Below are 24157 nucleotides of genomic sequence, written 5' to 3' on the forward strand. Positions count from 1 at the left end.
GAAGAAATCGAGTCGAGCATCACCAATTATCTAAAGGCGCTGGATGCAGCTGATCGSGAAGAGACCAAGTCTTCAGGGCCCAAAGGCGGCCTGGAAGAGAAAATCGYCAAACTGAAGGAGCAGATGAAGGCRCTTCAGGCGATTGAAATACAGCTTGAGGAGTCGCCGGACAAACAGGTCTCACTGACCGACCCGGACGCGCGCTCCATGATGACAAGCGGCAAAGGGATCGTGGGTTACAACGTACAGACGGCGGTCGATACCAAGCATCATCTGATCGTCGCGCACGAGGTGACCAATGAGGGTCAYGACCGTGATCAGCTCAGCTCGATGGCGCTGCTGGCCCGTGAGGCGATGAAACTCGAATCGTTGTCGGTGGTGGCTGACCGRGGGTATTACAAAAGCGGGGAGATCCTTGCCTGCCACGAGGCAGGGATTAGCGCTTATGTRCCGAAGACGCTGAGCTCGCGCGCCAAATTCGATGGCCGCTTCAACAATGACGAGTTTGTTTACGACGCGGACAAAGATGTGTACGTCTGCCCCGCCAAGGAAGTGCTGATCTGGCGCAATTCTTACGTCGATAAAGGCAAGAAGCTGAACAGTTACTGGAGCTCCAACTGCCGGTCCTGCTCGATAAAAGCACAATGCACACCGGCCAGAGAGCGAAAGGTTCGTCGCTGGGAACATGAGGCGGTGCTGGAGGAAATGCAGGTCCGCCTGGACAATGCGCCGCAGATGATGAGCATCCGCAAGCGGACCGTCGAGCATCCCTTCGGGACGCTCAAACAATGGATGGGTGCGACGCATTTTCTGACGCGACGGCTTGCTGGGGTGCGCGCCGAAATGAGCTTGAACGTGCTCGTTTATAACTTGAAACGGGTGATGAAAATCCTCGGCGCGCAGAATCTGATGAAAGCGCTGGCGGCCTGAAAAGCCCCCTGTTTTGCCCGATGGACGAGCTGAGAAGCGTTACTAGTGGCATTAAAAGCGGGTTGGAGCTACGAAGAACGCTTTAGGTGTAATTAGCCAGCCAAACATCGTCGACGCTACGCGTCGACGATGTTTGAACCAGTTTTTACACACTCTGGGCCATGGATGGCCGATGGCACCGAACGTCAGGGGCAGAGCCTTTTGGTTACTTGGGGCCGGGCGGCGTTCCGCTTTTCCAAAGTGACCCGCCGTAAGGGCGGAACCATCAGTGGCCGTGACCGCAGAAACGGATATGTACACCTACAAAATACTCATCGCCCAACACATAGCCATCGCGAGCAAGCCCGCTCCCACAGGGATTGCGGATTACTCCAGAACGGCCCGCGCACGGTGAGGCACAGCATCGCCCGCAGCGGTATAGGCCACCCTCGGCACACCCGGCAAACGCTGTTCCAGCAACGCACTCAAGGACTCTCCCGGTTCCAGGTAGGCATCGCCGAAGTCGGCGCCGAGCTGGTTCGGGTGGGCGACGATTTCCAGCAGTCCGTCGGGTGGCGGCTCAGCGTTGCGCAGATCCACCGGGGTGCACACGTAGTCGGCGGTGGCGCCGGCCAGGTTGCTCAGGCGACGGTTGAGCAGGTCCTTGAACACGCGCTTGGGCAAGCTGAGGTTTTGCCCCAGGTTGCGCGCCAGACGCACCGGCACCCCCTGGCGGGCGGCGAAGCGCGCGACGATCTCGCCGATCGGCCAGATGTTGTGCACGTGCTGATGAGAGTCCAGGTGGCTGGGGCGCAGGCCGTTGTCCAGGCAGCGCTGCCACTGGGCTTCGAGTTCTTCCAGTACGGCGTGGCGATCCCGGCGCCCGAGCCAGAGGCGGGTGCGGGACAGGTTGAGGTCGAACACGCCGGCACTGTCGCAAAACGTCGGGCGTTGCACAATGCTTTGGCTCAATGGACGGCCGTAGGTCAGGTTGAAGTGCAGGCCGATGCGGCCTTCGAGCAATGGATGCCGGGCCATGGCACAGGCCGCTTCGAACGCCGGCATGTTGGCCATGGCGGTGGCGGAGCTGATGAGCCCGGCCTGGAACGCGCCCAGGATCACTGCGTTTTCGCAGGCACTGAGGCCGAAATCGTCAGCGTTGACTATCACTTGCCGGGGCATGTTTACCCTCCTTGAGGTTTTCCGTAGGCGCAGGCCTTTTGACAACAGGTGTTGCGCCGGGCGCCGGGGTGGCGACTGCGGCTTCTGCGCGGCGGGCGCGCCCTCTCTGGAACCGAAGCCATCCTGCGACATCCGACCCGTGACAACCGCTGTCAGGATTCTGGACACTCAACCCACTCATCATTTGTAGCTGGAAACCGGGGGGACGCAAAAATCCAAAGCTCCCGTGKCGCACGAGCGTGGTTTCTCATAGACCTTGCCGGCTTCGCCAGGCACCCGGCGCGCACCCCAGCCAGCGCAGGCATGCACGGTTGAAGCTTTGCACATCGCTGTAGCCCAGACGGTCGGAAATCTCCACCAGTTCCAGGTCGGTCCCCTGCAGAAAGTCTTCGGTGCGGTAGCGGCGGTATTCGTCGAGCAACTCTGAAAAACTCCAGCCCAACGCCTTCAAGCGTCGGGCGGCGGTGCGCTCGAGCAAATGCTGGGTGGTGCAGAATTGCTGCCAGCTGGCCTCGGCGAGGTCGACGATCAAATGGTCGCAGACTTGTTCCAGCAAGGTCGGTTCGCTGTTGCGTCGGGTCTGCTCCAGCAGCTCGACCAGCGTGTGTTCCAGTTCATGATTGCCCGGCGTCAACGGGATCACGAACAGCTGTGGATCGAGGCGGATCGAGTGCTGCGCCTGCCCCCATTGCACCGGTGCGCGAAAAGCTTGTTCATGTTCCTGCGGGTTGGCCGTGCAGGCACCGGCCAGCCCGACGCCCAGAACCGGATCACGCTCCAGGCCGCTGGCGAGGAATTTGCGCCGCAACATGCTGCACAGGCTGATGAGGATGTAATCGGCGGTTGACGCGCTGGTTTTCACGCTGCCGCGGTCGAGCAGGTGCAATTCGACGCTGTCGTCGCCGCGCACGATCCGGGCCTGGAAGTGCCCGTTGAAAAACGGAAAGAAACGCACGAAATACTGGCAGGCGCTGTCCAGTGAGTCGGCCACGTCGAACAGGTACGTCAGGCCGTTGGTGGCGGTGGAAACGAATCGCCGACCGGCCGCCAGGCCGATCCGCGGGTCGCCGGTCTGTTCCAGGGCAAACGCCCAGAAGCGCCGCGATATGAACAGAGGAATGCGCATGAATGGCGTGCGCAACTCGAACAGGCTGCGTCGCAACAGGCCTTCGATGCGTTCCCGGTCCACACCGCGGGCCAGCAACTCTTCGATGGCCGGCAACAGGGTCGGCGCGTAGAACGCATTGGGTATTGATTGGTCGTGCAGTGGCTGATCGCTTTTTGTCATGTAGGGCTCACAGCTTGTTGCGGAACACTGGTCAGGCTGGCCGACGTTAAGCGATTTGCCGGAGCAAGACCATGCTTGATTTACGCCAGCTCGATTTGAACGTGTTGCTCGCCTTCGATGCGATTTACCAGCAGCGCAGGGTCACTCGTGCCGCCGGGATTTATGCAACTTCTTGAGGGGCCTGGTTCGACGCCAGCAAGCGCCGGTCGACCGTCAGCACCGCATCGACCATCGCCAGCGCGGCCGGTGTCAGGGAGTGGCCGGCGCGGCTGACGATGCCGTAGTGCAATTGCAGGCCGGGATCCTCCTTGGGTACATCGGCAAATTCCAGCAGGCGGACCAGGCCCTGGTCGACCAGTTCGGCCAAGGCCTCCACGGTGGCGATGCCCACCGCGTCGGAGCGCATCACCACGCGGCGGATGGCGTCGAACTGCGCGCATTCCACGCTCGGATTGAAGTCCGCCTCGCCCTGCACGTCGGCGAGGATCTTGCGGATCGTCGGCGGTATTCGCGTGCCAACCACCGCGTAGTCGAGCAGGGCGCGCAGGGACAGATTCTGCTGCTGCGCCAGGGGATGACCGACACGGCAAAAGAACCACCCGCGCCGGGGGCGCAACAGCTGTACCTGGTATTGCGGGTCGCCGGTGAAGTAGCGCGCGTCGGCTACGAGGAATTCGATCTGCTGTTCACGAAGCCAGACCGCCAGTTGTTCCCAGTCGCCCTGGTGGAAACTGATGCGGATCGCCGGATGAGCCTGAATGAACTCCGCCAGCGCTTCGGGCACCAGCACCTGGGCCGGATACGGGCCGCAGCCGAAGCGCAGCTCGCCACCGGTCAGGCCGTTGTATTGCGTCAGTTCGTTGTGCAGGGCCTGGCTGCCAGCGAGCAGGCGCCGGGCATGTTGCAGCACCAGTTCGCCTTGACCGGTCAGGCGGAATTCGCGGCTGCTGCGTTCCACCAGCGCGCAGTCGAGGTCGCGCTCCAGGGTCTGGATGCTGCGACTGAAGGCCGGTTGGCTGAGATTGATCGCCTCGGCGGCACGCCCGAAGTTGCGGTAATCGGCCAGGGCGACAAGGTGGCGGAGCTGTCGTAGGTCCATCATGCGTCTCCTGCATTCAGTGGATACTTTTAATGCATTGGATCGATAGCACAGAGGCTGGCATAAGTACACGCCTGTCCTCTCGCCGTAACCTGCCATGACCAGCCAACCGTTCATTTCCAGCGCCTTCACCCGCACCATTCTCAGCCATGCCCGGCAGTCCGGCCTGTGCCAGGACCAACTGCTGCAACGGGCCGGCATCTGCCTGTCGTTGCTCGAAGGTCAGGACCTGCATGTGCCTGCGCACCTGGTCGAACGCCTGTGGAGTGAATGCGAGCGTGCGGGCGCGGGCGCATCGTTTGGCTGCGAACTGGTCAACGGCATGGCGACCACCGCACTGCGAGGTCTGAACATTCTGCTGGACTCCGCAGCGACCCTGCGTGCGAGCCTGGCATGCTTCACCGATTTCCTGCCACGGGTGACCAACTACGTAGTGGCGGAACTGGAGGAGGGTGACGGGCAGGCCCGCCTGCACTTGCGCGGTGCCGGTCAACAGCCGCATTTTTTCGGCCTCGATGCGGCGACCCTGACGTTGGTGCGCAACATCGCCCGACGCCTGGGACGAGCGCCGGCGCAGGTGTTTGTGGCCGTTCGCCTGACGCCGCAACAGGCTGCCGGGCAGTGGTTGCGTAGCGCCGGTATCGAGGTACTGGAGGGGTCACATCCGTGTTTGAGCCTGCCAGCGGCCAGTCTCGATGAGCCGTTGCTGGGGGCCAATGGGTTTTTGCATCAGAGCATGTTGCGGCACTGGCAGGCTGCTGCTGCGCAACATACCCGCAGTGACAGTCTGGAGTTGGCGCGGCACTGGTTGACGGCAGGTGATCAGCCGATTGAGCGGATTGCCGAGCGGTTGGGGTATCGGCAGCCGAGTAATTTCATTCGGGCGTTTCGTAAGCAGTTCGGGATTACGCCCAAGCAGTTTCGCCTCTGTGATGTATCGGGTCGGCCGGTAGGTCGCCTTCGTCGGAACGCCGCCCGGACCAAGCTCGCTCCTTGATCAACGATTTTGCAACCAGCTCAAAAAACCACCTTTCTTGACCGCCACCGGTTTGGCCATCAATGCCATCCGGCTGTTCTGCTGCCGCACCGCTTGCAGCTTGTTCAACGCCCGGTCGACTTCGCGGCATTGCTCCATGCAACTGCGAGTCAGGGATTTGTCGAGGCGGTAGATGATGCTTGAGGTCAGAGCGGTGAACCGTGCCTGGGACGGCGTGTCGGCAAGAATGCTTTGTTCGCCCATGACTTCACTCGGCCCCATGCGTCCGGCTTCGATCCGCGTGCTGCCATCGGGGACAGTGGCGCTGACCACGCCGGTGGCGATGACGAACAAACTGTCCGGCACTTCCTCCAGATCCAGCACCACCTCACCAGCCGCATATTGCTGTGCCACCATGTTTTGGGCCAGACGATCACGTTCCTCGGCGCTCAGGGAACGGAAGATTTTCACTTCATCGAGCAAGGCCCGTGCGCGGGTCGACGGCTCGATCACGCCATCGGGCTGCCGGGAAATGCCTGCTGCTTCGAGGTGCCGATGGGCCAGGTCGAACAGTTGATTGCGCACTTCGCCCTTTTTGCCCAGTTCGGCGATGAAGCCGCTGGCCACGTATTCGGACATGGTTTCGCCGGCCTCCTTGAGCACGGCTTTCGGCGGTGGGTTGAGCAGCAGACTGCTGCTGCCCTGAAGGGTGCGGTCCAGGGCATCGAGTACCCGACGCGGACGGATGTGGTTGGGCACCTGAATGCTGATCGACACGCCGTGCAGGTTGGTCGGGCGGCTGAGGTTGACGATCTTCGCCTTGGCCGCCACCGAGTTCGGCACCACAGCGGTGCTGCCGGCACTGGTCAGCAGGTGGGTGGCGCGCCAGTCGATGTCCAGCACCTTGCCTTCGACACCGTCGATGGAAACCCAGTCATCGACCTGATACGGCTTGGTGGTGTTGAGCACGATACCGGAGAACACATCGCTCAAGGTGCTCTGCAATGCCAGACCCACCACGATGGCGACGACGCCAGAGGTCGCCAGCAAACCTTTCACTGGCAGCTCCAGCACGTAGCCGGCGGCGGCGACGACGGCAACCAGGAACACCAGTGCGCCGATGACATCCTGCAACAGTCGGCCGCTGTGGCCGATGCGTCGCATCAACACCAGACCGATGACTTCCGTGAGCACCCGCGCGGTGTACAGCCACCACAGAATTCCCAGCGCCGTAGCCCCGAGCTGCGCCACGCGATCATCGGCAAACAATGGCGCCTGCAACGGGCTGACGCCGGCGTTGATGATCACTGCGCTGAACAGCAGAAACAGCGCCAGGCGCACACCGACCCGGCTGACGCGATGCTTGAATGGCGCGAGGTGCCAGAGCAGGGCGTCGATGGCCAGCAGCAGGGTGCTCAGGGACAGGAGATGACTGAGAAGGAAGGACATGTGGGAGCTCCGGCAGAAATGAGGTAGCCGAGATGCAGGCCGCTTTCGTGGCGAGGGAGCTTTTCTGTGGGAGCGAGCAAGCTCGCTCCCACAGAAAAGCCCTTCACCACACAACCAGTGTGCAGTGAAGGGTAGGGACTCACTGCAAATGAGTCTTGAGCTCCAGCGCAGCCTGGCGCACCGCTGCTTTCACTTCGGGAATCTGGCTCAGCGGATTGAGCAGGCCGAAGTCGTGGATCATGCCGTTGTAGCGGACCGAGGTTACCGGCACACCGGCCGCATCGAGGTGGCGGGCATAACCTTCGCCTTCGTCACGCAGTACGTCGAATTCGGCGGTCTGCACCAGTGCGGCCGGCAGGCCTTTGAGCTGTTCGGTGCTGGCGTTGAGCGGTGAGGCATGAATCTGCGCACGTTCGCCGGCGTCGGTGGTGTAGTTGTCCCAGAACCACTTCATCATGTTTTGGGTGAGGAAATGGCCTTCGGCAAATTGCTGGTACGACGCGGTATCGAACTGTGCGTTGGTCACCGGCCACATCAGCAGTTGAAAACGCAGGGCCGGGGCTTTTTGCTCCTTGGCCATCAAGGCCACGACCGCCGCCATGTTGCCGCCGACGCTGTTGCCGGCCACTGCCAGGCGCTGACCATCGACGCCGATCTGTTTGCCATGCTCGGCCACCCAGCGCGTCGCGGCGTAGGCCTGGTTGATCGCGGTCGGGTAATGCGCTTGCGGCGACGGTGTGTAGTCGACGTACACCGCGACCGCGCCGGAACCCACCACCAGGTCACGAATCAGGCGCTGGTGAGTCGGGAAATCCCCCAGTACCCAACCGCCACCGTGGAAGAACATGAACACCGGCAATTCACCTTTGACCTTGGCCGGGCGCACCACTTTGAGGTGGAGTGTCTGCCCGTCGACCTTGATCGCTTTGTCGCTGATTTCGACACCGGACAGGTCAACCTTCACCGACGCCTGGGCACCGGTCAGCACCGCACGGGCGTCTTTCGGGCTCAGTTGTTCAAGCGGTTTGCCACCACCGGCGGCGAGGGCTGTGAGGAAGGCCTGGGTGTTGTGTTCGACACCCGGGCTGCCCGCAGCAAACGCGTTGCCGACGGCAAGGGCGAGCAGGGAGGCAGTCAGGGTTTTCTGGACGAGGTTCATGGTCAATTCCTTTTTGATCGTGGGTGTACGCGGTTAGGTAGGAGCTGCAAGGGTGAATTCAACACCGTGAACACAGATTAATAGGGTGCCTGGAAGGGAAAAAGCGGCTATAAAGTGTTTGACTGTCAACCGGGAAGTGACAATGAACCCCTTCGAAGATATGCGTATTTTTTGCCAGGTGATGGACTCCGGCAGTTTCACGGCTGCCGCCGATCAATTGGGCCTGTCCAAGCAGTTTGTCAGCCGCCGCTTGATGCAACTCGAAGAGCGCCTGGGCGTGCGCTTGCTCAATCGCTCGACCCGGCGGCTGGACGTCACGCCGCTGGGGCAAAGCTATTACGAGTCAGCCTTGCGCCTGCTCAGCGAAGTCGAACAAGTGGAGCAGGGCATCGCCGGCCAGACCACCGAGCCACGGGGGACCATTCGTGCGAGTGCGCCGCTGTCGTTCGCACTGGCGCATCTGGGGTGCCTGTTGCCGGTGTTTTTGCAGCGCTATCGCGACGTGACGGTGGAGATGGATTTGAGTGATCGCCCTGTGGATTTGCTCGGTGAAGGTTACGACCTGGCATTGCGCATTGGCACACTGGAAGACTCGACGCTGATCGCCCGACGCATTGCCTCCATTGAACGGGTGTACTGCGCAAGCCCCGCGTACCTGGTCGAACGCGGCACGCCGCTCAAGCCTGAAGATTTGCACGGACACGACTGCCTGCCGTACGGCCATGGTCGTCAGGTGCAATGGCGTTTTGCGGGGCAGGGCAAGCCATTGAGCGTCAATGTCAGCGGGCGGATGCGGGTCAACAACGGTGAACTGCTCAAGGACGCAGCGATCGCCGGGCTGGGGATCACCTATTTGCCGACGTTCATTGTCGGTTCGGCGCTGAAGGATGGAAGGCTGGTGGAAGTGCTGGAGGATTTCAGGCCGCAGCCGCTGACGTTGTCTGCGGTCTATCCGCAACACCGGCAGAGTTCGCGGCCGGTGCAGGCGCTGGTCGAGTTCTTGCGCGAACGGCTGGATCGGCTTGAGGGTGGGTTGTAGAGCGGCTGGTTGTCTGAGCCACATTGGCCACTGTGGGGAACTTGTTCGCGATGACATTCGATCATTCAACATTTCTGTTGCCTGACACTCCGCTATCGTCGGAACGCCGCCCGGAGCAAGCTCACTCCCACAGGGTTTTGTGTTGTATGGATTTCAGGGGGAATCAGGTCCTTTTGTCATCGCCGGGCTCGGCATGGGCACCACGATCATCTCCAGGTTCGCCATTGGCATGGACGCCACGGTCATCGCCGGGTTCGCCATTGGCATGGACGCCACGGTCATCGCCGGGTTCGCCATTGGCATGGACGCCACGGTCATCGCCGGGCTCACCATTGGCATGGACGCCACGGTCATCGCCGGGCTCGCCATTGGCATGGACGCCACGGTCATCCCCAGGTTCATCATGGGTGCCGCTGCGTCCTGAGGACGAGGCCGTTCCGGAGTGGCTCGAACCGCTGTTGGCACTGCCATGACCGCTGTTGCTGCCATGGTCGCCGCTATGGCCGCTGCCGCTGTTGCCACCACTGCCGCTTCCACCGTGACTGCCACCGCCGCCACTACCGCCACCGCCACCGCCACCGCCACCGCCGCCACCACCACTACCCCCATCCTTGGCCTGAGCAGTGGATACTCCGGACAGGCTGTCCGGAATCAATACGGTAGACGCCGACAGAACCGCGCCAATAGCTACTGCCAGTAAAAGCTTATTGATGAGCATGTCGTTCTCCGTCTTCTTGTTCAGATTGGAACGTTGATGAACATTGCAACGTGCTGCATTTTTCCCATGGGAACTTGTTAAACACCTCGACGGACTGATTTATTCAATGGAAGGTTGAAAAGATGCAACGGGCAGCGCGGCCCTGTTCCATAAGGTCAGTGAATGCTCGAGGCCAATTCGAAAATCGGGATGTACATCAGGATCACGATCACCCCGATCAACAGACCGATGAAGGTCATGAGCAGAGGTTCGAACAGCCGTACGAACCATTCGATCCAGCGGCTGATTTCTTCGTCGTAGAAGTCGGCGCTGCGCTCCATCATCTGCCCGAGGTTGCCCGACTGTTCGCCGGCGCGCAGCAGGCGCAGGGATACCGGAGTCACCAGGTGATTGAGTTCCAGCGCGGTAGAAAGCGATTGCCCCTCGCGTACCCGGTCGCAGGCCTGGTCCAGGCGCGCGCGGGAGGCGACGCTGAGTAAGCCACGGACCATGCCCATGGCGGTGACCAGGGGAATGCCGCCTTGCAGCAGTATGCCTAGCGAACGGTAGAAACGCGCCAGCTCATACATGAAGATGCGCTGGTGCACCGCGGGGAGTTTTTCGATCAGGCGGTCCAGCCCCCGACGAAAGGCCGGTTGGCGCTGGAGCAGGGTGAGGGCGACGATGATGGCCAGCAAGCCACCGAAGAATTCGCCCTGGTGGGTGTGCAGGAACATGCCGCTGCTCATCAGGACCTGCGACATCCACGGCAGGTTCGACCCCAGCCCTTCGAATACCAGGCTGAAGCGCGGTACGACGTAGCCCATCAAAAACAACACCACGCCACCTCCCACCACCAGCAACAACATGGGGTAGATCGATGCGCTGACGATCTTCTGGCGAACCTCGTCCATGCGCTGGCGATAGCTGACATACCGGCCCAGGGCATCGCCCACGGCGCCGGTCTTCTCACTGGACTGCACCAGCGCCACATACAAAGGCGGGAAAACCGCCGATAGCTGCCCCAAGGCCTGGGAAAACGATTTGCCCTCGTACAGCAAGCGCACCAGCTCGCTCAGGGTCTTGCGGGCTTGTGGCGCGTTTTCTTTTTCCGCCAGGCTTTCCAGCGCATCGATCAACGGCAGGCCGGCGTTGAGCAATGTGGTCAGTTCCTGGCTGAACAATACCAGGTGGAAGGTCTCGCGCTTGTGCAGGCGCAAGGCTCGCCAATGTCGCTCGGCGTGCAGGCTGACGACTCGCAGGCCCTGGTCTTCGGCGATGCGCCTGGCTTCGCTGTGTCCCGGCGCCTCGACGGTCATTGAGACGACACCGGCCTTGCCGACGGCTTTGAGATGAAAGCGCATGGTCGCTTTTCCCGTCAGTTCCAGTTGGTGACTTCGGCGTTCTCGCCTTCGCCGCCGGGTTGCCCGTCCTTGCCCAGGGACAACAGGTCGTACTCGCTGTTTTCACCGGGATAGCGATAGTTGTAGTTGTGGCCCCAGGGGTCTTGCGGGAGTTTTTTCTGCAGGTACGGGCCGGTCCAGCGCGGTTCATCGGCGGGGGCAGTGACCAGCGCCTGCAAGCCCTGTTCGGTCGACGGGTAGTGGCCGACCTCCAGGCGGTAAAGGTCCAGGGCTTTGCTCAAGCCTTCTATTTGCGCCTTGGCCACTTTCACTTCGGAACGGCCCAGTTGGGCGAAGTACTTCGGCGCCACGATGCCGGCCAACAGCCCCAGTACCACCAGCACCACCAACAGTTCGAGCAGGGTGAACCCGCTTTGGGGGCGCCGGGCAAAACACGGTCGCTGATTCATGATGACCTCCCTCAGTTGACAGCAGAGTCGCTATACAGGCGCATGCAATTGCCATGCTCATGACTGGACATCCTTCTGCACCCCCTGTGCTACGGGCCTTTTCACTTACGGCACAGTGTTTGCGTATGGCTGTTTTACTACCGGCCACTGGGGCAATACCCCCATTTTTCGGGGCCGGGCAGGGGAGGCATGCCAATGAAAGCCATCACCGCAGGATTGCTCGGATTACTCGCGCTCGCTGGCGCCGCACAGGCCGATGTGTTCGTTTCCCTGGACGCCAAGGGCAACTATGTCCTGTCCAATGTCCACCGCCCTGGACGCCACTATGAACGGGTGATCCATGAGCCCGAAGCGACGGTCGTCAGCCTCGACCAGCAACCGCAGATGATCGCCGCGCAACCCTACGCCGAGCTGGTGTCGGCGGCGGCCACGGCCAATGAACTACCGGCGGCGCTGCTGCACGCAGTGATCAAGACCGAATCCAGCTACAACGCCCGCGCTACCTCACCCAAGGGCGCTCGCGGACTGATGCAGTTGATGCCCGCCATCGCCCGCGAAATGGGTGTGACCAACGCCTACGACCCCAAGGCCAACATCCAGGGTGGCGCCCGCTATCTCAAGCGCCTGATGACGATGTTCGACAACGATATCCGCCTCGCCGTGGCCGCCTACAACGCCGGCCCGCAAGCGGTGCTCAGCCGGGGCAACGTGGTCCCGCCGTTCGCCGAAACCCAGCGTTATGTGCCCAACGTGCTGAACCAGTATCGGCGTTTACAGGGGTTGTCCGCGGATGCGCCGCTGTGATCGAGACCCAGGGGGTGGTTTCCCCAATAGTGGGGAATGGCGGCCCCGGCGAGAAAATGGGGGTCGGGTGGGGAATATCCCCCCGTTTATCCATTCGTGAATATATCCAGCTGATTAATAAGGTGATTTTTTATGGCATGCGGATTGCTGTGGACAACTTGTCGAGAGGTGTTCACTGATAACCCGCAATGAGGCCCGAGTTCATGATCGGCRTATCTCACGCTCCGTCCCTGATTATTTGGCTGTTGTTGGTGACATCGATGCTCGGCATCGCGATTGCCAGCTAGCCCCCCCCGTGGGAGCGAAGCTGCACGGGGCACGGAGATTCTGAAGGGGAGTTTTGATATGGACAGGACCACCACAATCGCTGGCAGCGCGGTGATTCTCGGGATGGCCTTGATCGGGTTCGGGGTATGGCGGACCGCGCCCCCGACTGCGCTCGACGAAATCACCTTGCCCGATACCTGGAGCGACCGGACGCTGGAACGTGAAGGGATTGCGGTGGCCCTCGATGTAAAGCCCCTGGCCAAGGACGGCGTACTGCGTGAGGGCGGCATTGCCGACGTGCAATTTCGAGTGACGGACAAAACCTCCGGTCAACCCTTGTCTGGCGTCGCGCCGGGTGTTCGGGCCATTCCCGGCGATACCCACTGAGAGGAAGCTGACATGAACCGATTCGCGCATCGCGGCCTGCTGACGTTCGGTCTGTTGGCCTTCGGTATCGGCCAGGCGCTGGCTCACTCGGTGGACGAGCCCACCGGGCACGACATGGCGGCCAGAGAGGCCAGCCCGGAGACCGCCCGGATCAAGTTTGCCGACGTGACCCTGCTGGACCAGAACGGCAAGGTCGTCAGCCTGGAAAAAGACCTGGTGAGCAACAAGATCGTGGTCATGGGCTTCATCTACACCAGCTGCACTACGGTCTGCCCGGTGGTGTCCTCGATCATGGGCAAGGTGCAGAAACAGTTGGGCGCGCGGGTCGGCACCGAGGTACAGCTGGTGTCGATCAGCATCGACCCGCAGCGTGATGATCCCCAACGCCTGAACGACTACGCCCGCACCTTCCAGCAGGGGCCGGGCTGGAGCTGGCTGACCGGCTCGCCGCAGTCGGTCACTGCCACCCTCATGGGCTTGGGCGCTTACAGCGGTGACGTCGAGAACCACTCGCCGCTGATTCTGGTGGGGGACGGCAACAACCGTTTCTGGACCCGCTACTACGGTTTCACCGACCCGACGGAGCTGGCCCGGGCCGTCGAGAAGCTCAGGGGTGAACGCAACGCCCACGCCAAGCACACCGCCATCGCCATGGAGCATCAGCCATGAGAGTCATCGACTGGTTCGCTCCGGGCGTCTGTCACGGCATTTTCAGTTCAATGGAATTTGCCCACGAAGGGCATGAACAGGCCGCGCCGACGGTGGCCGACGGCATCACCTTTATCTCCCTTACCAGTGATCCGCTGCGGGACACCCCGGCGGTACTCGAGGCTTACACCTTGAAACAGGGCGTCGATGACCCCCACTGGTTTTTTCTTACCGGCGACAAGGCGCAAATGGACCTTGTCTTGGGTCGCATCGGCCAGATCATGCCGACCCTCGAGCAACACTCCACCCAGTCGATCGTCGGTGACGTGGCGAACAAGCTCTGGAGCAAAATCCGTCCCGATGCTCCGGCAGCCGCCATTGCCCAGCGCTTGCAGGTGCTGACAATGCCTGTGGCCGATAGCTGAGCCACGGCCATGAATACTGCCCTCGTCCTTGGCCTGCTACTTCTGAGCGGCATCACGCTCAGCGTCCAGGCGCTGCCGCTGAGCCTCAGCGAAAGTGCCGGCAAGCGCTTGTACGGCGAAGGTCTGTCTGCCAGCGGCGAACCGGTCATGGCCCGGGTCGGTGCATCGAACATGGTGCTGCCGGCCAAGCGCCTGGCCGAAGACCGCGATTCGGGCCTGACCCCCGACAGTCTGTACCTGGGCACGTTGTTGCCGGCCACCGGACCATTGAGCGAAGAGGGCGCCACGGTGGCATCGGTGCTCAACGGCTGCGTGGCGCGTATCAACGAGGCGGGCGGAATTCATGGCCGGCAGTTGCGCCTGACCATCCTCGACCCCGGCGCCGACCGCGCCAGTGCCGAAAAGGCGCTGGACCGGTTGATCGAAGAAGAGCAGGTGTTTGCCCTGATTGCACCGCTGGCGCCGGCATTGGACATGGACCTCGCCGTGCGTCTGGAAGAGGCCGGCATTCCCCTGATCGGGCCGCTGTCCTTGCAGGGCACGCCCCACCACACCAGCCGGCAGATATTCGAACCGCTGCCGGGGCTTCGCGAGCAATTGATCGCCCTGGCCGATTACGCCGGTGCCAGCCTGCGGGTGCTGCAGGGGCCGACGCTGATCGCCTATCCGGACGAATCCGGCCAACAGCTGGCGGCGCAGGAACTCAACCAGTACTTGCAGGGCCACGCCTGGCAAAAGGTGCGTCTGCAAGCCTACGACCCGAGCAGGGATGATTTGCCCTTGGGCTCGCGCTCGGTGTTTTACCTGGGCAGCAGCAGCGGCTTCAGTCGACTGGCCGAGCGCTTGCAAACGGCGGGGCAGGTGCCTTACCTGTTCGCCACCTCGAACCAGGTGGCGGGCAATCTGATGCAGGTGCCCAGCGGATTTTCCCGGCGGGTGTTCCTGGCCTATCCGTTCGTGCCCAGCGACTGGACCCTGGCCGGGCGCCAGGCCTTGACCCAGTTGCGCGAACACCAGGGCCTCGGTGACCAACACGCGGTGCTGCAAGTGGGCGCGTTCAGTTCGATGATGCTGCTCAGCGAAGGCATGAAGCAGGCCGGGCGGGATGCCAGTCGCGAGAAGCTGATCAGTGCGCTGGAAGGCCTGCATGACTTCGATACCGGGCTGACACCACTGATGAGCTTTGGTCCTGGCCGGCGCCTGGGCTTGAGCGGTGCCCATATCGTAACGGTGGATCTGCCGAACCAGCGTTTCTATCTGGTCGCCCCCTATAAACCCGCTGCTGCCACGCCCTGACCGGAGGCCGATCATGAAACCCAACACTTTGCTGGTCCTGCTGCCGCTATGGGTGCCCGGTGCAGACGCTTCCACTGTCGTAGCCGCGCGGCTACGCTTAACCGTAATGAGGGCGTCGGCGCAATTGAGCCCGCGCAATCGAATCGAGCGGATTGACGATGAATAGGGGAGGGTCCCCAATAGTGGGGGAAAAAACGTCAATGCCAATCCGGTCGCTTTCCCCGTTTTTGGGGGATGGAATGGCTGTACGAGTAGGCATTGTTTTTAAATTCAAGGACATGAAGACCTGAAAATACCGGTACCCAGCCTGGCGTGAAGTGTGCATAAGCCCTGTCAAGGCGTGCACTCAGCCAGGTTCAAAACCCGGACCTGAGGTTTCAAGGAGTCCACCTTGTTAAACAAAGTACTGGTTGTTGATGACGAACAGTTGCTGGCGGAAAATCTCCAGGGTTACCTGCAGGCGCAAGCACTGGAAGTCCGGATTGCCCACGACGGTGCACGAGGAATCGCTGTAGCTGACGATTTCGCACCGGATGTGATGGTGTTCGATTACCGCTTGCCCGATATGGAAGGCTTTCAGGTGCTCGATGCCGTCCGCCAGAACAGGATGTGTCATTTTGTGCTGATCACAGGGCACCCCACCGCAGAAGTCTGCGAGCGGGCCCGGCAAATGGGAGTCAGCCATATCCTGTTCAAACCCTTTCCATTGGCGGAATTGGCCCGTGCAGTGTTTGATCTTCTAGGCAGGCGGCGCGAGCCCAAACCGGGTGTGAGCACTTCCGAAGGATTCGTCGAACGACGCCAGAGCAGGACCGAGAGTTTCCCGCTGCAGTTGTACGACGGTAGTTGGGTGCTTGCAGATCGCCGAAAAAGTACATCGGCCTCCATGGCACCAGACGACGAACAATTGCTCACCGGGGAGTAGTGGCGCGACAGGACGTTCCGGCCCCCGCCGAAATGGCTCGCCGCGCCGACAGGGCTCAAAGCCCGGGGCGTTGGAGAGCAAGCCATGGACCGTCTATCCCTTGCCGTAGAACCGGCGCAACCGGAATGTGTACCGACTCGCTTCACCAGTGAACAATTGGCCCAGGCCCGAGCCCTGGCCACCAGTTCCGGCGAGCGGATGCTGGACGCCCTCGCAGCGTTGAGTGAACTGGCTCCCATGCCCTTCATCCGGTGCCTGGGCGTCACTTTGCATTATCCGGTGCTCGACACCGACAGCCTGTTCAGTTCCACCCCGGTGTTCGACCGGGTGACCCTGGCCCAGTGCCTCAAGCGTGAATTCATCCTGCTGCGTCACGACGAGTCGGTCATCGGTGTGTTCGCCGACCCCTTCGACAGTGCGCGCCTGGCCTGGATCGATGAATGCCTGCACGGCGCGCCGCTGTACCTGGTGCATGCCGATGACCTGAAGGCCTACCTGGCGCGCCACGAAGAAAGCTTCCATGCGGTGGAGTCGCTCAACGCCCAGAGCGACGCCGGCGCCGAGATCGATAACCTGCAAAGCCTGTCCCTGACCAGCATCAGCGAAGATTCCAGCGTGGTGGTCAAACTGGTCAACTCGACCCTGTACGACGCGCTGAAAATGCACGCCAGCGACATCCACCTCGGTACCACCGGCAGCGGTCTGGTAATCAAGTACCGGATCGACGGCGTGCTCAACAACATCAGCAAGATCCAGGGCAGCGAGTTCGCCGAGCAGGTGATTTCCCGGGTCAAGGTCATGGCCGAACTGGACATCGGCGAAAAACGCGTGCCTCAGGATGGTCGCTTCAAGATCGGCATCAGTGGCCGGCAGATCGACTTCCGGGTGTCGATCATGCCGAGCATTTTCGGCGAAGACGCAGTGCTGCGGGTGCTCGACAAACAGGACCTTGCCGACARGGTCTGTGGCGTGCAATTGCAGGCCCTGGGCTTTGAAGAAGAAACCCTGCGCCAGCTGCGCCGGCTGGCCGCCGAACCCTATGGCATGGTGCTGGTGACCGGGCCTACCGGTAGCGGCAAGACCACCACCCTGTACGCGATGATCACCGAGATCAACCACGGCGTGGACAAGATCATCACCATCGAAGACCCAGTGGAGTATCAACTGCCGGGCGTGCTGCAAATCCCCGTCAACGAGAAGAAAGGCCTGACGTTCGCCCGGGGCCTGCGCTCGATCCTGCGCCATGACCCGGACAAGATCATGGTCGGTGAAATCCGCGACCCGGACACCGCACAGATCGCTGTGCAATCGGCGCTCACCGGTCACCTGGTGTTCACCACCATTCACGCCAACAACGTGTTCGACGTGATCGGCCGTTTCACCCAGATGGAAATCGACCCCTACAGCCTCGTCTCGGCACTCAACGCCGTGCTGGCCCAGCGGTTGATCCGCCTGGTCTGCACCAGTTGCAGCAGCCCTTACAGCCCGACAGAAGAAGAGCTGGAGGTCTCGGGGCTTGATCCGCAAAAGGTCGCTCACTACCAGTTCGTCCACGGCAAGGGCTGCGGGCATTGCCGGGGCACCGGTTATCGCGGGCGTAGCGCGATTGCCGAGCTGCTGCACCTGGACGACGAACTGCGGCAAATGATCGTCGAGCGCCAACCCATTTCGAAAATCAAGGCGCATGCCTGCAAACGTGGCTTGCGCCTGTTGCGCGAGTCGGCGCTGGAGATGGTGGAACAAGGCCGGACCACTCTCGAGGAGATCAATCGTGTCACTTTTGTCTCGTGAGCAATTCGTTGCCGTGCTCGGCGCCAGCGGTGTTGGCCTGGGGCAACGGCAAGGCAGTGCTACCCGTTGGCTGGGCAGCGTCGGCTACATCGACGAAGGCTTCCAGGCCTGGACGGTGGCTCTCGACACTCTCGACCATTTGCTGGCCGATCACACCGTTGCCAGGGCGGAACTGACCGTGGTGATCTCCGGGCACTTCAGCCGCTATTGCCTGGTGCCCTGGAGCGAGCAGATCAGCAGCCCAGCCGAATTGCTCGGCTTCGCCCAACTGTGTTTCGAAGACCTCTACGGTGCCCCGACGCAACCCTGGAGCCTGGTGCTCTCGCCTGAGCCCGCCGGTTRCGACCGCATCGCCACCGCGCTGCCCCAGGACTTGCTCGAACGCCTGCGCACCCTGGTCAGCGCGCGCGGATTGCGCCTGCGTTCGGTGCAGCCGTACCTGATGGCGGCGTTCAACCATTTCGATCATAGCTTTGATGCCGGGGACTTCCTGTTCGTGGTCGCCGAACCGGTACGCAGCGTGTTGCTGCTGGCCCGGGAAGGGCGCTGGACCTCGGTGCGTTCGGTGGGCAGCAGCGACAGCGATGCCGCGCTGACTGCGCTGATCGGCCGTGAAAACCAGTTGCAGGCTTCCTCGAGCGAACGACCGTTGAATGTCTACCTGCATGCACCGGCGCGCATCGATTCGCCTCCCGACGTGCCCGGTGTGCATCTGCGCAACCTCGAAGAAGACCGGACAGCCGTACGCGATTGCCTGTACGTCATGTCTCGGGCGGTGGCCTGACATGCGCCCCCTGATGCTCGACTTTCAGCCGCGGCGCCGTGCGGGTCCCCTGGGCTGGAGCCTGCTGGCCGGTGGCGTGGTGCTGACCCTGACTTGCGCTCTGGTGCAACAGCATCTGAGCAACGAGGCCGAACAACAGCAAGGCCACCTGCAAACCACACAGCGGGTGCTCACCGGCGATACCGGCAGCAAGCTCAGCCTGACTCCGGCGCAAATCCGCGAGCAGGCGCAGAACCTGGSCGAAATGCGCAAGGTCTCCCAGCAGTTGCGCCGTCCCTGGGAACGTTTGTTCGCCACCCTCGAAGCCATGCCGCGGGACAACATTGCCCTGCTGACCCTGACCCCGGACGCCCGCAAAGGCCAGGTGCGGATCAGCGCCGAGGCGCTGGACCTGGACGCCATGCTCGATTTCCACCGCCGCCTCGAAGCCAGCGACGAGCTGTCCGACGTGTCGCTGCTGAGCCACGAAATTGTCGCCGACGTGCCGGAACACCCGGTGCAATTCAACCTGTCGGCTACCTGGGAGATCGGCGATGCAAATCCATAAATTGATCGTCCACGAATACCTGCAAGGCCTGGGCGTTCCAGGGCTGGCAGGGTTGGCCATGCTGGTGCTGGCGCTGAGCTATGGCCTGGTCGGGTTGCTGCCGGACTGGGAGTCGCTGCAAAGCCTCAGCCAGCAGACTCGCGAGGCTACCGAGTATCTGGCCAAGGTCGAAGACGGCACCGTAGCTGCGCCGGTGGTGCCGCAGCGCCAGCTCGACGATTTCCGCAGCAAGTTGCCGTCCCAGCCTCAGGCCACCGTGGCCATCGACAAGATCTACGCCCTGGCCGCCCAGGAACACATCACCTTGTCCCGGGGTGAATACTCCCTGGGCGTGGACCCCAAGACGCACCTGGCCCGTTATCAGATTCTGCTGCCGGTACGCGGCAGCTATCCGCAACTGCGGCGTTTCCTGCACGCCTTGCTCGGCCAACTGCCGGCGGTGGTGCTGGAGGATGTGGAGTTTCAGCGCAAGAAGATCGCCGATACCGACCTGACCGGGCGGATCCGCATGACCCTTTACCTGTCGAGGTCATGATGAATACCAGGCGAATGGTGGGGTGGGTGGCGTTCTTCGCTGCAGCGGCAGCGCTCGCCTGGTTCCCCGAATACTTCAAACAGGCTGACGACAGCGACCCTGTGGTGGCCGCCGTGACCACGCCAGCCAAGGTCAAGGCCCCGGGCACATCGGCGGCAGCATCGAGCGCCGCGGCGGTAGCGCCGATCAAGGACCTGAGCCCGGCAGGCGACCTGTTCGCCGCCCGCAGCTGGAAAGCGGCGCCGGCCCCCGGCACCGTCACTGAACAATCGGTTGTCGCGACTCCGGTGGTGCAAGTCCCCACTGCACCGCCATTGCCCTTCCAGTTTGTCGGCAGGCTGGATGACCGTTCCGATTTGCAGGTGTTTTTGCAGAGCGGCGAAAAAATCTACGTCGTGCGCAAAGGGGATGTCATCGACGAAACCTGGCGGATCGAGCGGATTTCCAAAGAGGAACTGAGCCTGGTCTACCTGCCTCTGCATTTATCGCAGACCTTGTCTGTGGGGAGTACGGAATGAACAAATCCCGTTTGCTGATGAGCCTGTGTCTCTGTGCAGGGCTGGCCGCGTGCAGTTCGGCGCAGATTGCCAAGGATGAAGCTTCCGCCCTGATGGAATCCGGCCAATACGAAGCCGGTCTGGCTCGCATCGAACAGGGATTGCGTGAAAACCCTCGCGATACCGATCTGCACATGGCCCTCAACAACGGTCGGGCCCGCGCCGTGACGGCGCTGCTCACCCAGGCCGACATGGACCGGGCCCAGCGCAATTTCGCCGGGGCCCGCATGACTTACAGCCGGGTCTTGAACATCGAACCGAACAACCGTCGTGCCCAGGATTCCCTGCGCCAGCTGGACTACCTGCGCAGCATGGACGAGAAACTCGAACTGGCCCGTGGCGACCTGCGTCGCGGTGACATCTACGGTGCCGACCGCCAGGTCAAACAGATTCTCGAACTGGACCCGAAGAACGACGGCGCCCTGGAACTGCAAGACAGCATCCGCCTGGTGCAGAGCCGCAACGTAGTGCAGTACCCGCAGCTGCGTACGCGCCTGGACCGGCCGGTGACCCTGGAATTTCGCGATGCCAACCTGAAAACCATTTTCGAAGTGCTGTCCCAGGTCGCCGGCCTGAACTTCATCTTCGACAAGGACCTGCGCCCGGACATGAAAGCCACGATCTTCGTGCGTGACGTGCGTATCGAAGACGCCGTGGAACTGCTGCTGCAACAGAACCAGCTGCATCAGAAAGTGGTGAACGAAAACACCTTGCTGATCTACCCGGACTCGCCGCAGAAGATCAAGGATTACCAGGAGCTGGTGATGCGCACCTTCTACCTGACCAGCATCGATGCCAACACGGCGCTGAACATGATCAAGACCATGCTCAAGACCCGCGACGTGTTCGTCGATGAGCGCCTCAACACCTTGACCATGCGCGATACCGGTGATGCGGTACGCATGGCGGAAAAACTCCTGCAATCCCAGGACCAGTCCAACCCGGAAGTGGTGCTGGAAGTGGAAGTGATGGAAGTCGCCCGCCAACGCATTCTCGACCTTGGCCTGCAATGGCCCAATACCTTCGGTGTGGTCAACAGCGACGGGTCGGCGGTGACCATTCTCGATCAGCTCAAGGGCATCGACTCCAGCCGCATCACTATCTCGCCATCGCCGCAGGCCAAGATCAATGCCCAGGACAAGGACATCAACACCCTCGCCAGCCCGGTAATTCGGGTGAGTAACCGCGAACAGGCGCGCATCCACATCGGCCAGCGCGTGCCGATCATCAGTGCCACCTCGGTGCCTTCGACCCAGGGCCCGGTGATCACCGAAAGCGTGACCTACCTCGACGTCGGTCTCAAGCTCGAAGTGCAACCCATCGTGCACCTGAACAACGAAGTGGCGATCAAGATCGCGCTGGAAGTCAGTAACGCCACGCCGCTGACGCCGACCGCTCAGGGCACCATTCCGGTCCAGGTCGATACCCGCAACGCCCAGACCACCCTGCGTCTGCATGACGGCGAAACCCAGATCCTCGCAGGGCTCGTGCGCAACGACCACGGCGCCACCGGCAACAAGATTCCCGGCCTTGGCGACATTCCCGGCCTGGGTCGCCTGTTCGGCAGCAACAAGGACGACGTCAGCAAATCCGAACTGGTGCTGTCGATCACCCCGCGGATCGTGCGCAACCTGCCGTACCAGAGCCCGTCTGACATGGAGTTCCCGACCGGTACCGAAACCAGCATGCACATCCAGGCACCGGACCGTTCGATGAGTACGACGGTTCAGACCGGCCCCATGAGCGCACCGATCGCCACCACCGTTACCGTTGGGAAGCCTTGATCATGAACGCCTCGCAACGCGGTTTCAGCCTGGTCGAAGTCGTGGTGACGCTCGCTCTGGTCGGCCTGCTGGCCGGCATGGCCGCACCGCTGACCGAGACGGTGGTGCGCCGGGGCAAAGAGCAGGAACTGCGGACTGCGCTGTACGAGATCCGCGATGGCATCGACGCCTACAAACGCGCCTTCGACGCCGGCTACATCGAGAAGACGCTCGACAGCAACGGCTACCCGCCGAACCTGAAAGTGCTGGTCGATGGTGTGCGTGACGTGCGCAGCGCCAAGGGTGCCAAGTTCTACTTCCTGCGGCGCATCCCCCGTGACCCGCTGGCAACCGTCAAGCGTGACGACGGGGGCGGCTGGGGCCTGCGTTCCTATGACAGTTCGGCTGAAGACCCGCGGGAGGGCCAGGACGTCTTTGACGTTTACTCCAAGGTCCGGGGCAAGGGTCTCAATGGTATTGCCTACCGAGAGTGGTGAGCCTATGCGTCGGCAAAAGGGTTTTACCCTGATTGAACTGATGGTGGTTTTGGCAATCATCGCGACCCTGATGACGATCGCCTTGCCACGCTACTTCACCAGCCTGGAGGCCTCGAAAGAGACCACCCTGCACCAGAGTCTGTCGTCCATGCGCGAGGCGCTGGATCACTACTACGGGGACACCGGGCGTTATCCCGATTCCATCGAACAGCTGGTCGAACTGCGGTACCTGCGTAACCAGCCGCTGGACCCGATTTCCGAGCGCAAGGACACCTGGGTCATGGTCGCGCCACCGGATGGCGTGGCGGGCGGGGTGGCCGATATCAAGAGTGGAGCCAGCGGGAGGGCGCGTGATGGCAGCCTGTATTCCGAGTGGTAAGCCATCGGGCCAGGATGGTTTCACCTATCTGGGTGTGCTGTTTCTGATTGTCGTGATAGGCATGGGCCTGGCCAGTGCCGGCGAGTTGTGGGCCACCGCTTCGCGCCGGGATCGCGAAAACCAGTTGCTCTGGGTCGGTACGCAGTATGCCCAGGCACTGCGCAGCTATTACCGCAGTTCGCCTGGTGTCGCCCTGTACCCGAAAGAACTCGCGGACCTGTTGCAGGACGAGCGTTTCCCGTCGGCCAGGCACCATATCCGGCAGTTGTACCCGGAGCCGATGACCGGTGGCGAATGGGAGCTGATACGCGGTATCGACGGACGGATCAGCGGTGTGTACTGCCCGTCCACCGAGAAGCCGCTCAAGCAGGTGAACTTTCCCAGCGAGTGGTCGGACTTCAACGGCATGGCCAGCTACAAGGACTGGCAGTTCGTGGCCGAGAAAGCCTCCCTCGAAGATACCGGCGGGCCGCCGAAAGCACAGTCCACCGAGCCTCAGGCGTTTCAGCCTTGAACCGCAGGAGCGGGTTTGACAGCCAACACATTTCCGTAAGATGTACTTGGTCTAATTGTGGGAGCGGGCTTGCTCGCGAAGGCGGCCTGCCAGCCGACACATTTCTTTCAGATGTGCCCAGCCCAACTGTAGGAGCGAGCCTGCTCGCGATGGCGGCCTGACAGCCGACCTGTCTTTTGTTGATTGAGTACATATCCGTTGCTGCGGTAACGGCCGCTTATGGTTCCGCTCTTACAGCGGGTCACTTTTGGCAAACGCCCCAAAAGTAACCAAAAGGTCTCGCCCCTTACGTACGGCCCCTCGCTKAGGCTCGGSGTTCCTTCGCTCCGGTATTCATCCGGGGGCATTGCCCTCCGGTCGGCTKCGCTTCGACCTACATGCAATGAGTTCGACTGCGTCGAACGGCGCTGCGCGCCCATCCCCGGAT

Annotated in this window: 26 protein-coding genes; 18 read left to right on the plus strand and 8 right to left on the minus strand. The window is 61.8% G+C overall.

Translation table 11 applies throughout. The features are described 5' to 3' along the window. Positions 1-930 (plus strand): IS1182 family transposase (locus AC1DVH_RS13340; RefSeq protein WP_477754185.1); only part of this gene is annotated, 930 nt, incomplete at its 5' end. Between the two features lie 366 nt (positions 931-1296). On the opposite strand, the gene AC1DVH_RS13345 is transcribed toward AC1DVH_RS13340, so the two are convergent. The 3 genes from AC1DVH_RS13345 to AC1DVH_RS13355 form a co-directional block, all read right to left on the minus strand. After that, on the minus strand, positions 1297-2091 hold the full coding sequence (locus AC1DVH_RS13345) for a carbohydrate deacetylase (protein ID WP_477754186.1): 795 nt from the start codon (positions 2089-2091) through the stop codon (positions 1297-1299). Between the two features lie 247 nt (positions 2092-2338). Further along, the gene (locus AC1DVH_RS13350; RefSeq protein ID WP_477754187.1) at positions 2339-3379 is read right to left on the minus strand and encodes an AraC family transcriptional regulator; all 1041 of its coding nucleotides are present in this window, start codon (positions 3377-3379) and stop codon (positions 2339-2341) included. Positions 3380-3539: 160 nt separating this feature from the next. Further along, positions 3540-4478 (minus strand): LysR family transcriptional regulator, encoded by a 939-nt coding sequence (locus AC1DVH_RS13355; RefSeq protein ID WP_477754188.1) that lies wholly within the window; start codon positions 4476-4478, stop codon positions 3540-3542. Positions 4479-4575: 97 nt separating this feature from the next. On the opposite strand from AC1DVH_RS13355, the gene AC1DVH_RS13360 reads away from it, so the two are divergent. After that, positions 4576-5475, plus strand: coding sequence for an AraC family transcriptional regulator (locus tag AC1DVH_RS13360; protein WP_477754189.1), 900 nt, complete (start codon positions 4576-4578; stop codon positions 5473-5475). Here AC1DVH_RS13360 and AC1DVH_RS13365 read toward each other — a convergent pair whose 3' ends face one another. Together AC1DVH_RS13365 and AC1DVH_RS13370 are read right to left on the minus strand one after the other, a co-directional pair. After that, positions 5476-6903 carry a mechanosensitive ion channel domain-containing protein gene (locus tag AC1DVH_RS13365; protein ID WP_477754190.1) on the minus strand — a complete coding sequence of 476 codons (1428 nt, stop codon included), beginning with the start codon at positions 6901-6903 and terminating at the stop codon, positions 5476-5478. It lies immediately after the preceding gene. Between the two features lie 139 nt (positions 6904-7042). Then, positions 7043-8062: an alpha/beta hydrolase gene (locus AC1DVH_RS13370; protein ID WP_477754191.1), complete on the minus strand. Its 1020-nt coding sequence runs from the start codon at positions 8060-8062 to the stop codon at positions 7043-7045. A 142-nt stretch (positions 8063-8204) separates the two neighbouring features. On the opposite strand from AC1DVH_RS13370, the gene AC1DVH_RS13375 reads away from it, so the two are divergent. Further along, positions 8205-9101, plus strand: a complete 897-nt coding sequence (locus AC1DVH_RS13375; protein WP_477754192.1) for a LysR family transcriptional regulator — start codon at positions 8205-8207, stop codon at positions 9099-9101. A 163-nt stretch (positions 9102-9264) separates the two neighbouring features. Here AC1DVH_RS13375 and AC1DVH_RS13380 read toward each other — a convergent pair whose 3' ends face one another. From AC1DVH_RS13380 to gspG, 3 genes are all read right to left on the minus strand, one after another. Then, positions 9265-9819 (minus strand): hypothetical protein, encoded by a 555-nt coding sequence (locus AC1DVH_RS13380; RefSeq protein ID WP_477754193.1) that lies wholly within the window; start codon positions 9817-9819, stop codon positions 9265-9267. Positions 9820-9974: 155 nt separating this feature from the next. Beyond that, the gene (locus AC1DVH_RS13385; protein WP_477754194.1) at positions 9975-11162 is read right to left on the minus strand and encodes a type II secretion system F family protein; all 1188 of its coding nucleotides are present in this window, start codon (positions 11160-11162) and stop codon (positions 9975-9977) included. Positions 11163-11176: 14 nt separating this feature from the next. Further along, positions 11177-11611 carry a type II secretion system major pseudopilin GspG gene (gene gspG / locus AC1DVH_RS13390; protein ID WP_477754195.1) on the minus strand — a complete coding sequence of 145 codons (435 nt, stop codon included), beginning with the start codon at positions 11609-11611 and terminating at the stop codon, positions 11177-11179. 195 nt (positions 11612-11806) lie between these two features. Between gspG and AC1DVH_RS13395 the strand changes: the two genes are divergently transcribed. The 15 genes from AC1DVH_RS13395 (at position 11807) to AC1DVH_RS13465 (ending at position 23730) form a co-directional block, all read left to right on the plus strand. Beyond that, a complete protein-coding gene (locus AC1DVH_RS13395) occupies positions 11807-12415 on the plus strand; it encodes a lytic transglycosylase domain-containing protein (RefSeq protein WP_477754196.1) in 609 nt (202 codons plus the stop codon). Between the two features lie 345 nt (positions 12416-12760). After that, entirely contained in the window at positions 12761-13069 is a 309-nt protein-coding gene (locus tag AC1DVH_RS13400) for a hypothetical protein (protein WP_477754197.1), read from the plus strand. Between the two features lie 12 nt (positions 13070-13081). Further along, a complete protein-coding gene (locus tag AC1DVH_RS13405; RefSeq protein WP_477754198.1) occupies positions 13082-13738 on the plus strand; it encodes an SCO family protein in 657 nt (218 codons plus the stop codon). Then, complete coding sequence (locus AC1DVH_RS13410; protein ID WP_477754199.1) at positions 13735-14142, plus strand: SCO family protein; 408 nt, start codon at positions 13735-13737, stop codon at positions 14140-14142. Before AC1DVH_RS13405 ends, AC1DVH_RS13410 begins: the two co-directional genes overlap by 4 nt. A gap of 9 nt (positions 14143-14151) precedes the next feature. Continuing rightward, positions 14152-15438 (plus strand): ABC transporter substrate-binding protein, encoded by a 1287-nt coding sequence (locus AC1DVH_RS13415; protein WP_477754200.1) that lies wholly within the window; start codon positions 14152-14154, stop codon positions 15436-15438. A gap of 391 nt (positions 15439-15829) precedes the next feature. Then, positions 15830-16363 (plus strand): response regulator, encoded by a 534-nt coding sequence (locus AC1DVH_RS13420; RefSeq protein WP_477754201.1) that lies wholly within the window; start codon positions 15830-15832, stop codon positions 16361-16363. 84 nt (positions 16364-16447) lie between these two features. After that, positions 16448-18154 (plus strand): GspE/PulE family protein, encoded by a 1707-nt coding sequence (locus AC1DVH_RS13425; RefSeq protein ID WP_477754202.1) that lies wholly within the window; start codon positions 16448-16450, stop codon positions 18152-18154. After that, positions 18135-18938: a hypothetical protein gene (locus AC1DVH_RS13430; RefSeq protein WP_477754203.1), complete on the plus strand. Its 804-nt coding sequence runs from the start codon at positions 18135-18137 to the stop codon at positions 18936-18938. The genes AC1DVH_RS13425 and AC1DVH_RS13430 overlap by 20 nt, the downstream gene beginning before the upstream one ends. 1 nt (position 18939) lies before the next feature. After that, a complete protein-coding gene (locus tag AC1DVH_RS13435; RefSeq protein ID WP_477754204.1) occupies positions 18940-19485 on the plus strand; it encodes a PilN domain-containing protein in 546 nt (181 codons plus the stop codon). Beyond that, positions 19472-20020 (plus strand): pilus assembly protein PilO, encoded by a 549-nt coding sequence (locus AC1DVH_RS13440; protein WP_477754205.1) that lies wholly within the window; start codon positions 19472-19474, stop codon positions 20018-20020. The genes AC1DVH_RS13435 and AC1DVH_RS13440 overlap by 14 nt, the downstream gene beginning before the upstream one ends. After that, the gene (locus tag AC1DVH_RS13445) at positions 20020-20538 is read left to right on the plus strand and encodes a hypothetical protein (RefSeq protein WP_477754206.1); all 519 of its coding nucleotides are present in this window, start codon (positions 20020-20022) and stop codon (positions 20536-20538) included. Before AC1DVH_RS13440 ends, AC1DVH_RS13445 begins: the two co-directional genes overlap by 1 nt. Beyond that, entirely contained in the window at positions 20535-22361 is a 1827-nt protein-coding gene (locus tag AC1DVH_RS13450; RefSeq protein WP_477754207.1) for a secretin N-terminal domain-containing protein, read from the plus strand. The genes AC1DVH_RS13445 and AC1DVH_RS13450 overlap by 4 nt, the downstream gene beginning before the upstream one ends. A 2-nt stretch (positions 22362-22363) precedes the next feature. Next, positions 22364-22837 carry a type II secretion system protein gene (locus tag AC1DVH_RS13455; protein ID WP_477754208.1) on the plus strand — a complete coding sequence of 158 codons (474 nt, stop codon included), beginning with the start codon at positions 22364-22366 and terminating at the stop codon, positions 22835-22837. 4 nt (positions 22838-22841) lie between these two features. Further along, positions 22842-23216 (plus strand): type II secretion system protein, encoded by a 375-nt coding sequence (locus tag AC1DVH_RS13460; RefSeq protein WP_477754209.1) that lies wholly within the window; start codon positions 22842-22844, stop codon positions 23214-23216. Then, complete coding sequence (locus AC1DVH_RS13465) at positions 23191-23730, plus strand: type II secretion system protein (protein WP_477754210.1); 540 nt, start codon at positions 23191-23193, stop codon at positions 23728-23730. Before AC1DVH_RS13460 ends, AC1DVH_RS13465 begins: the two co-directional genes overlap by 26 nt. Positions 23731-24157 lie beyond the last annotated feature (427 nt).

Source organism: Pseudomonas sp. P4_C3 (assembly GCF_056402075.1).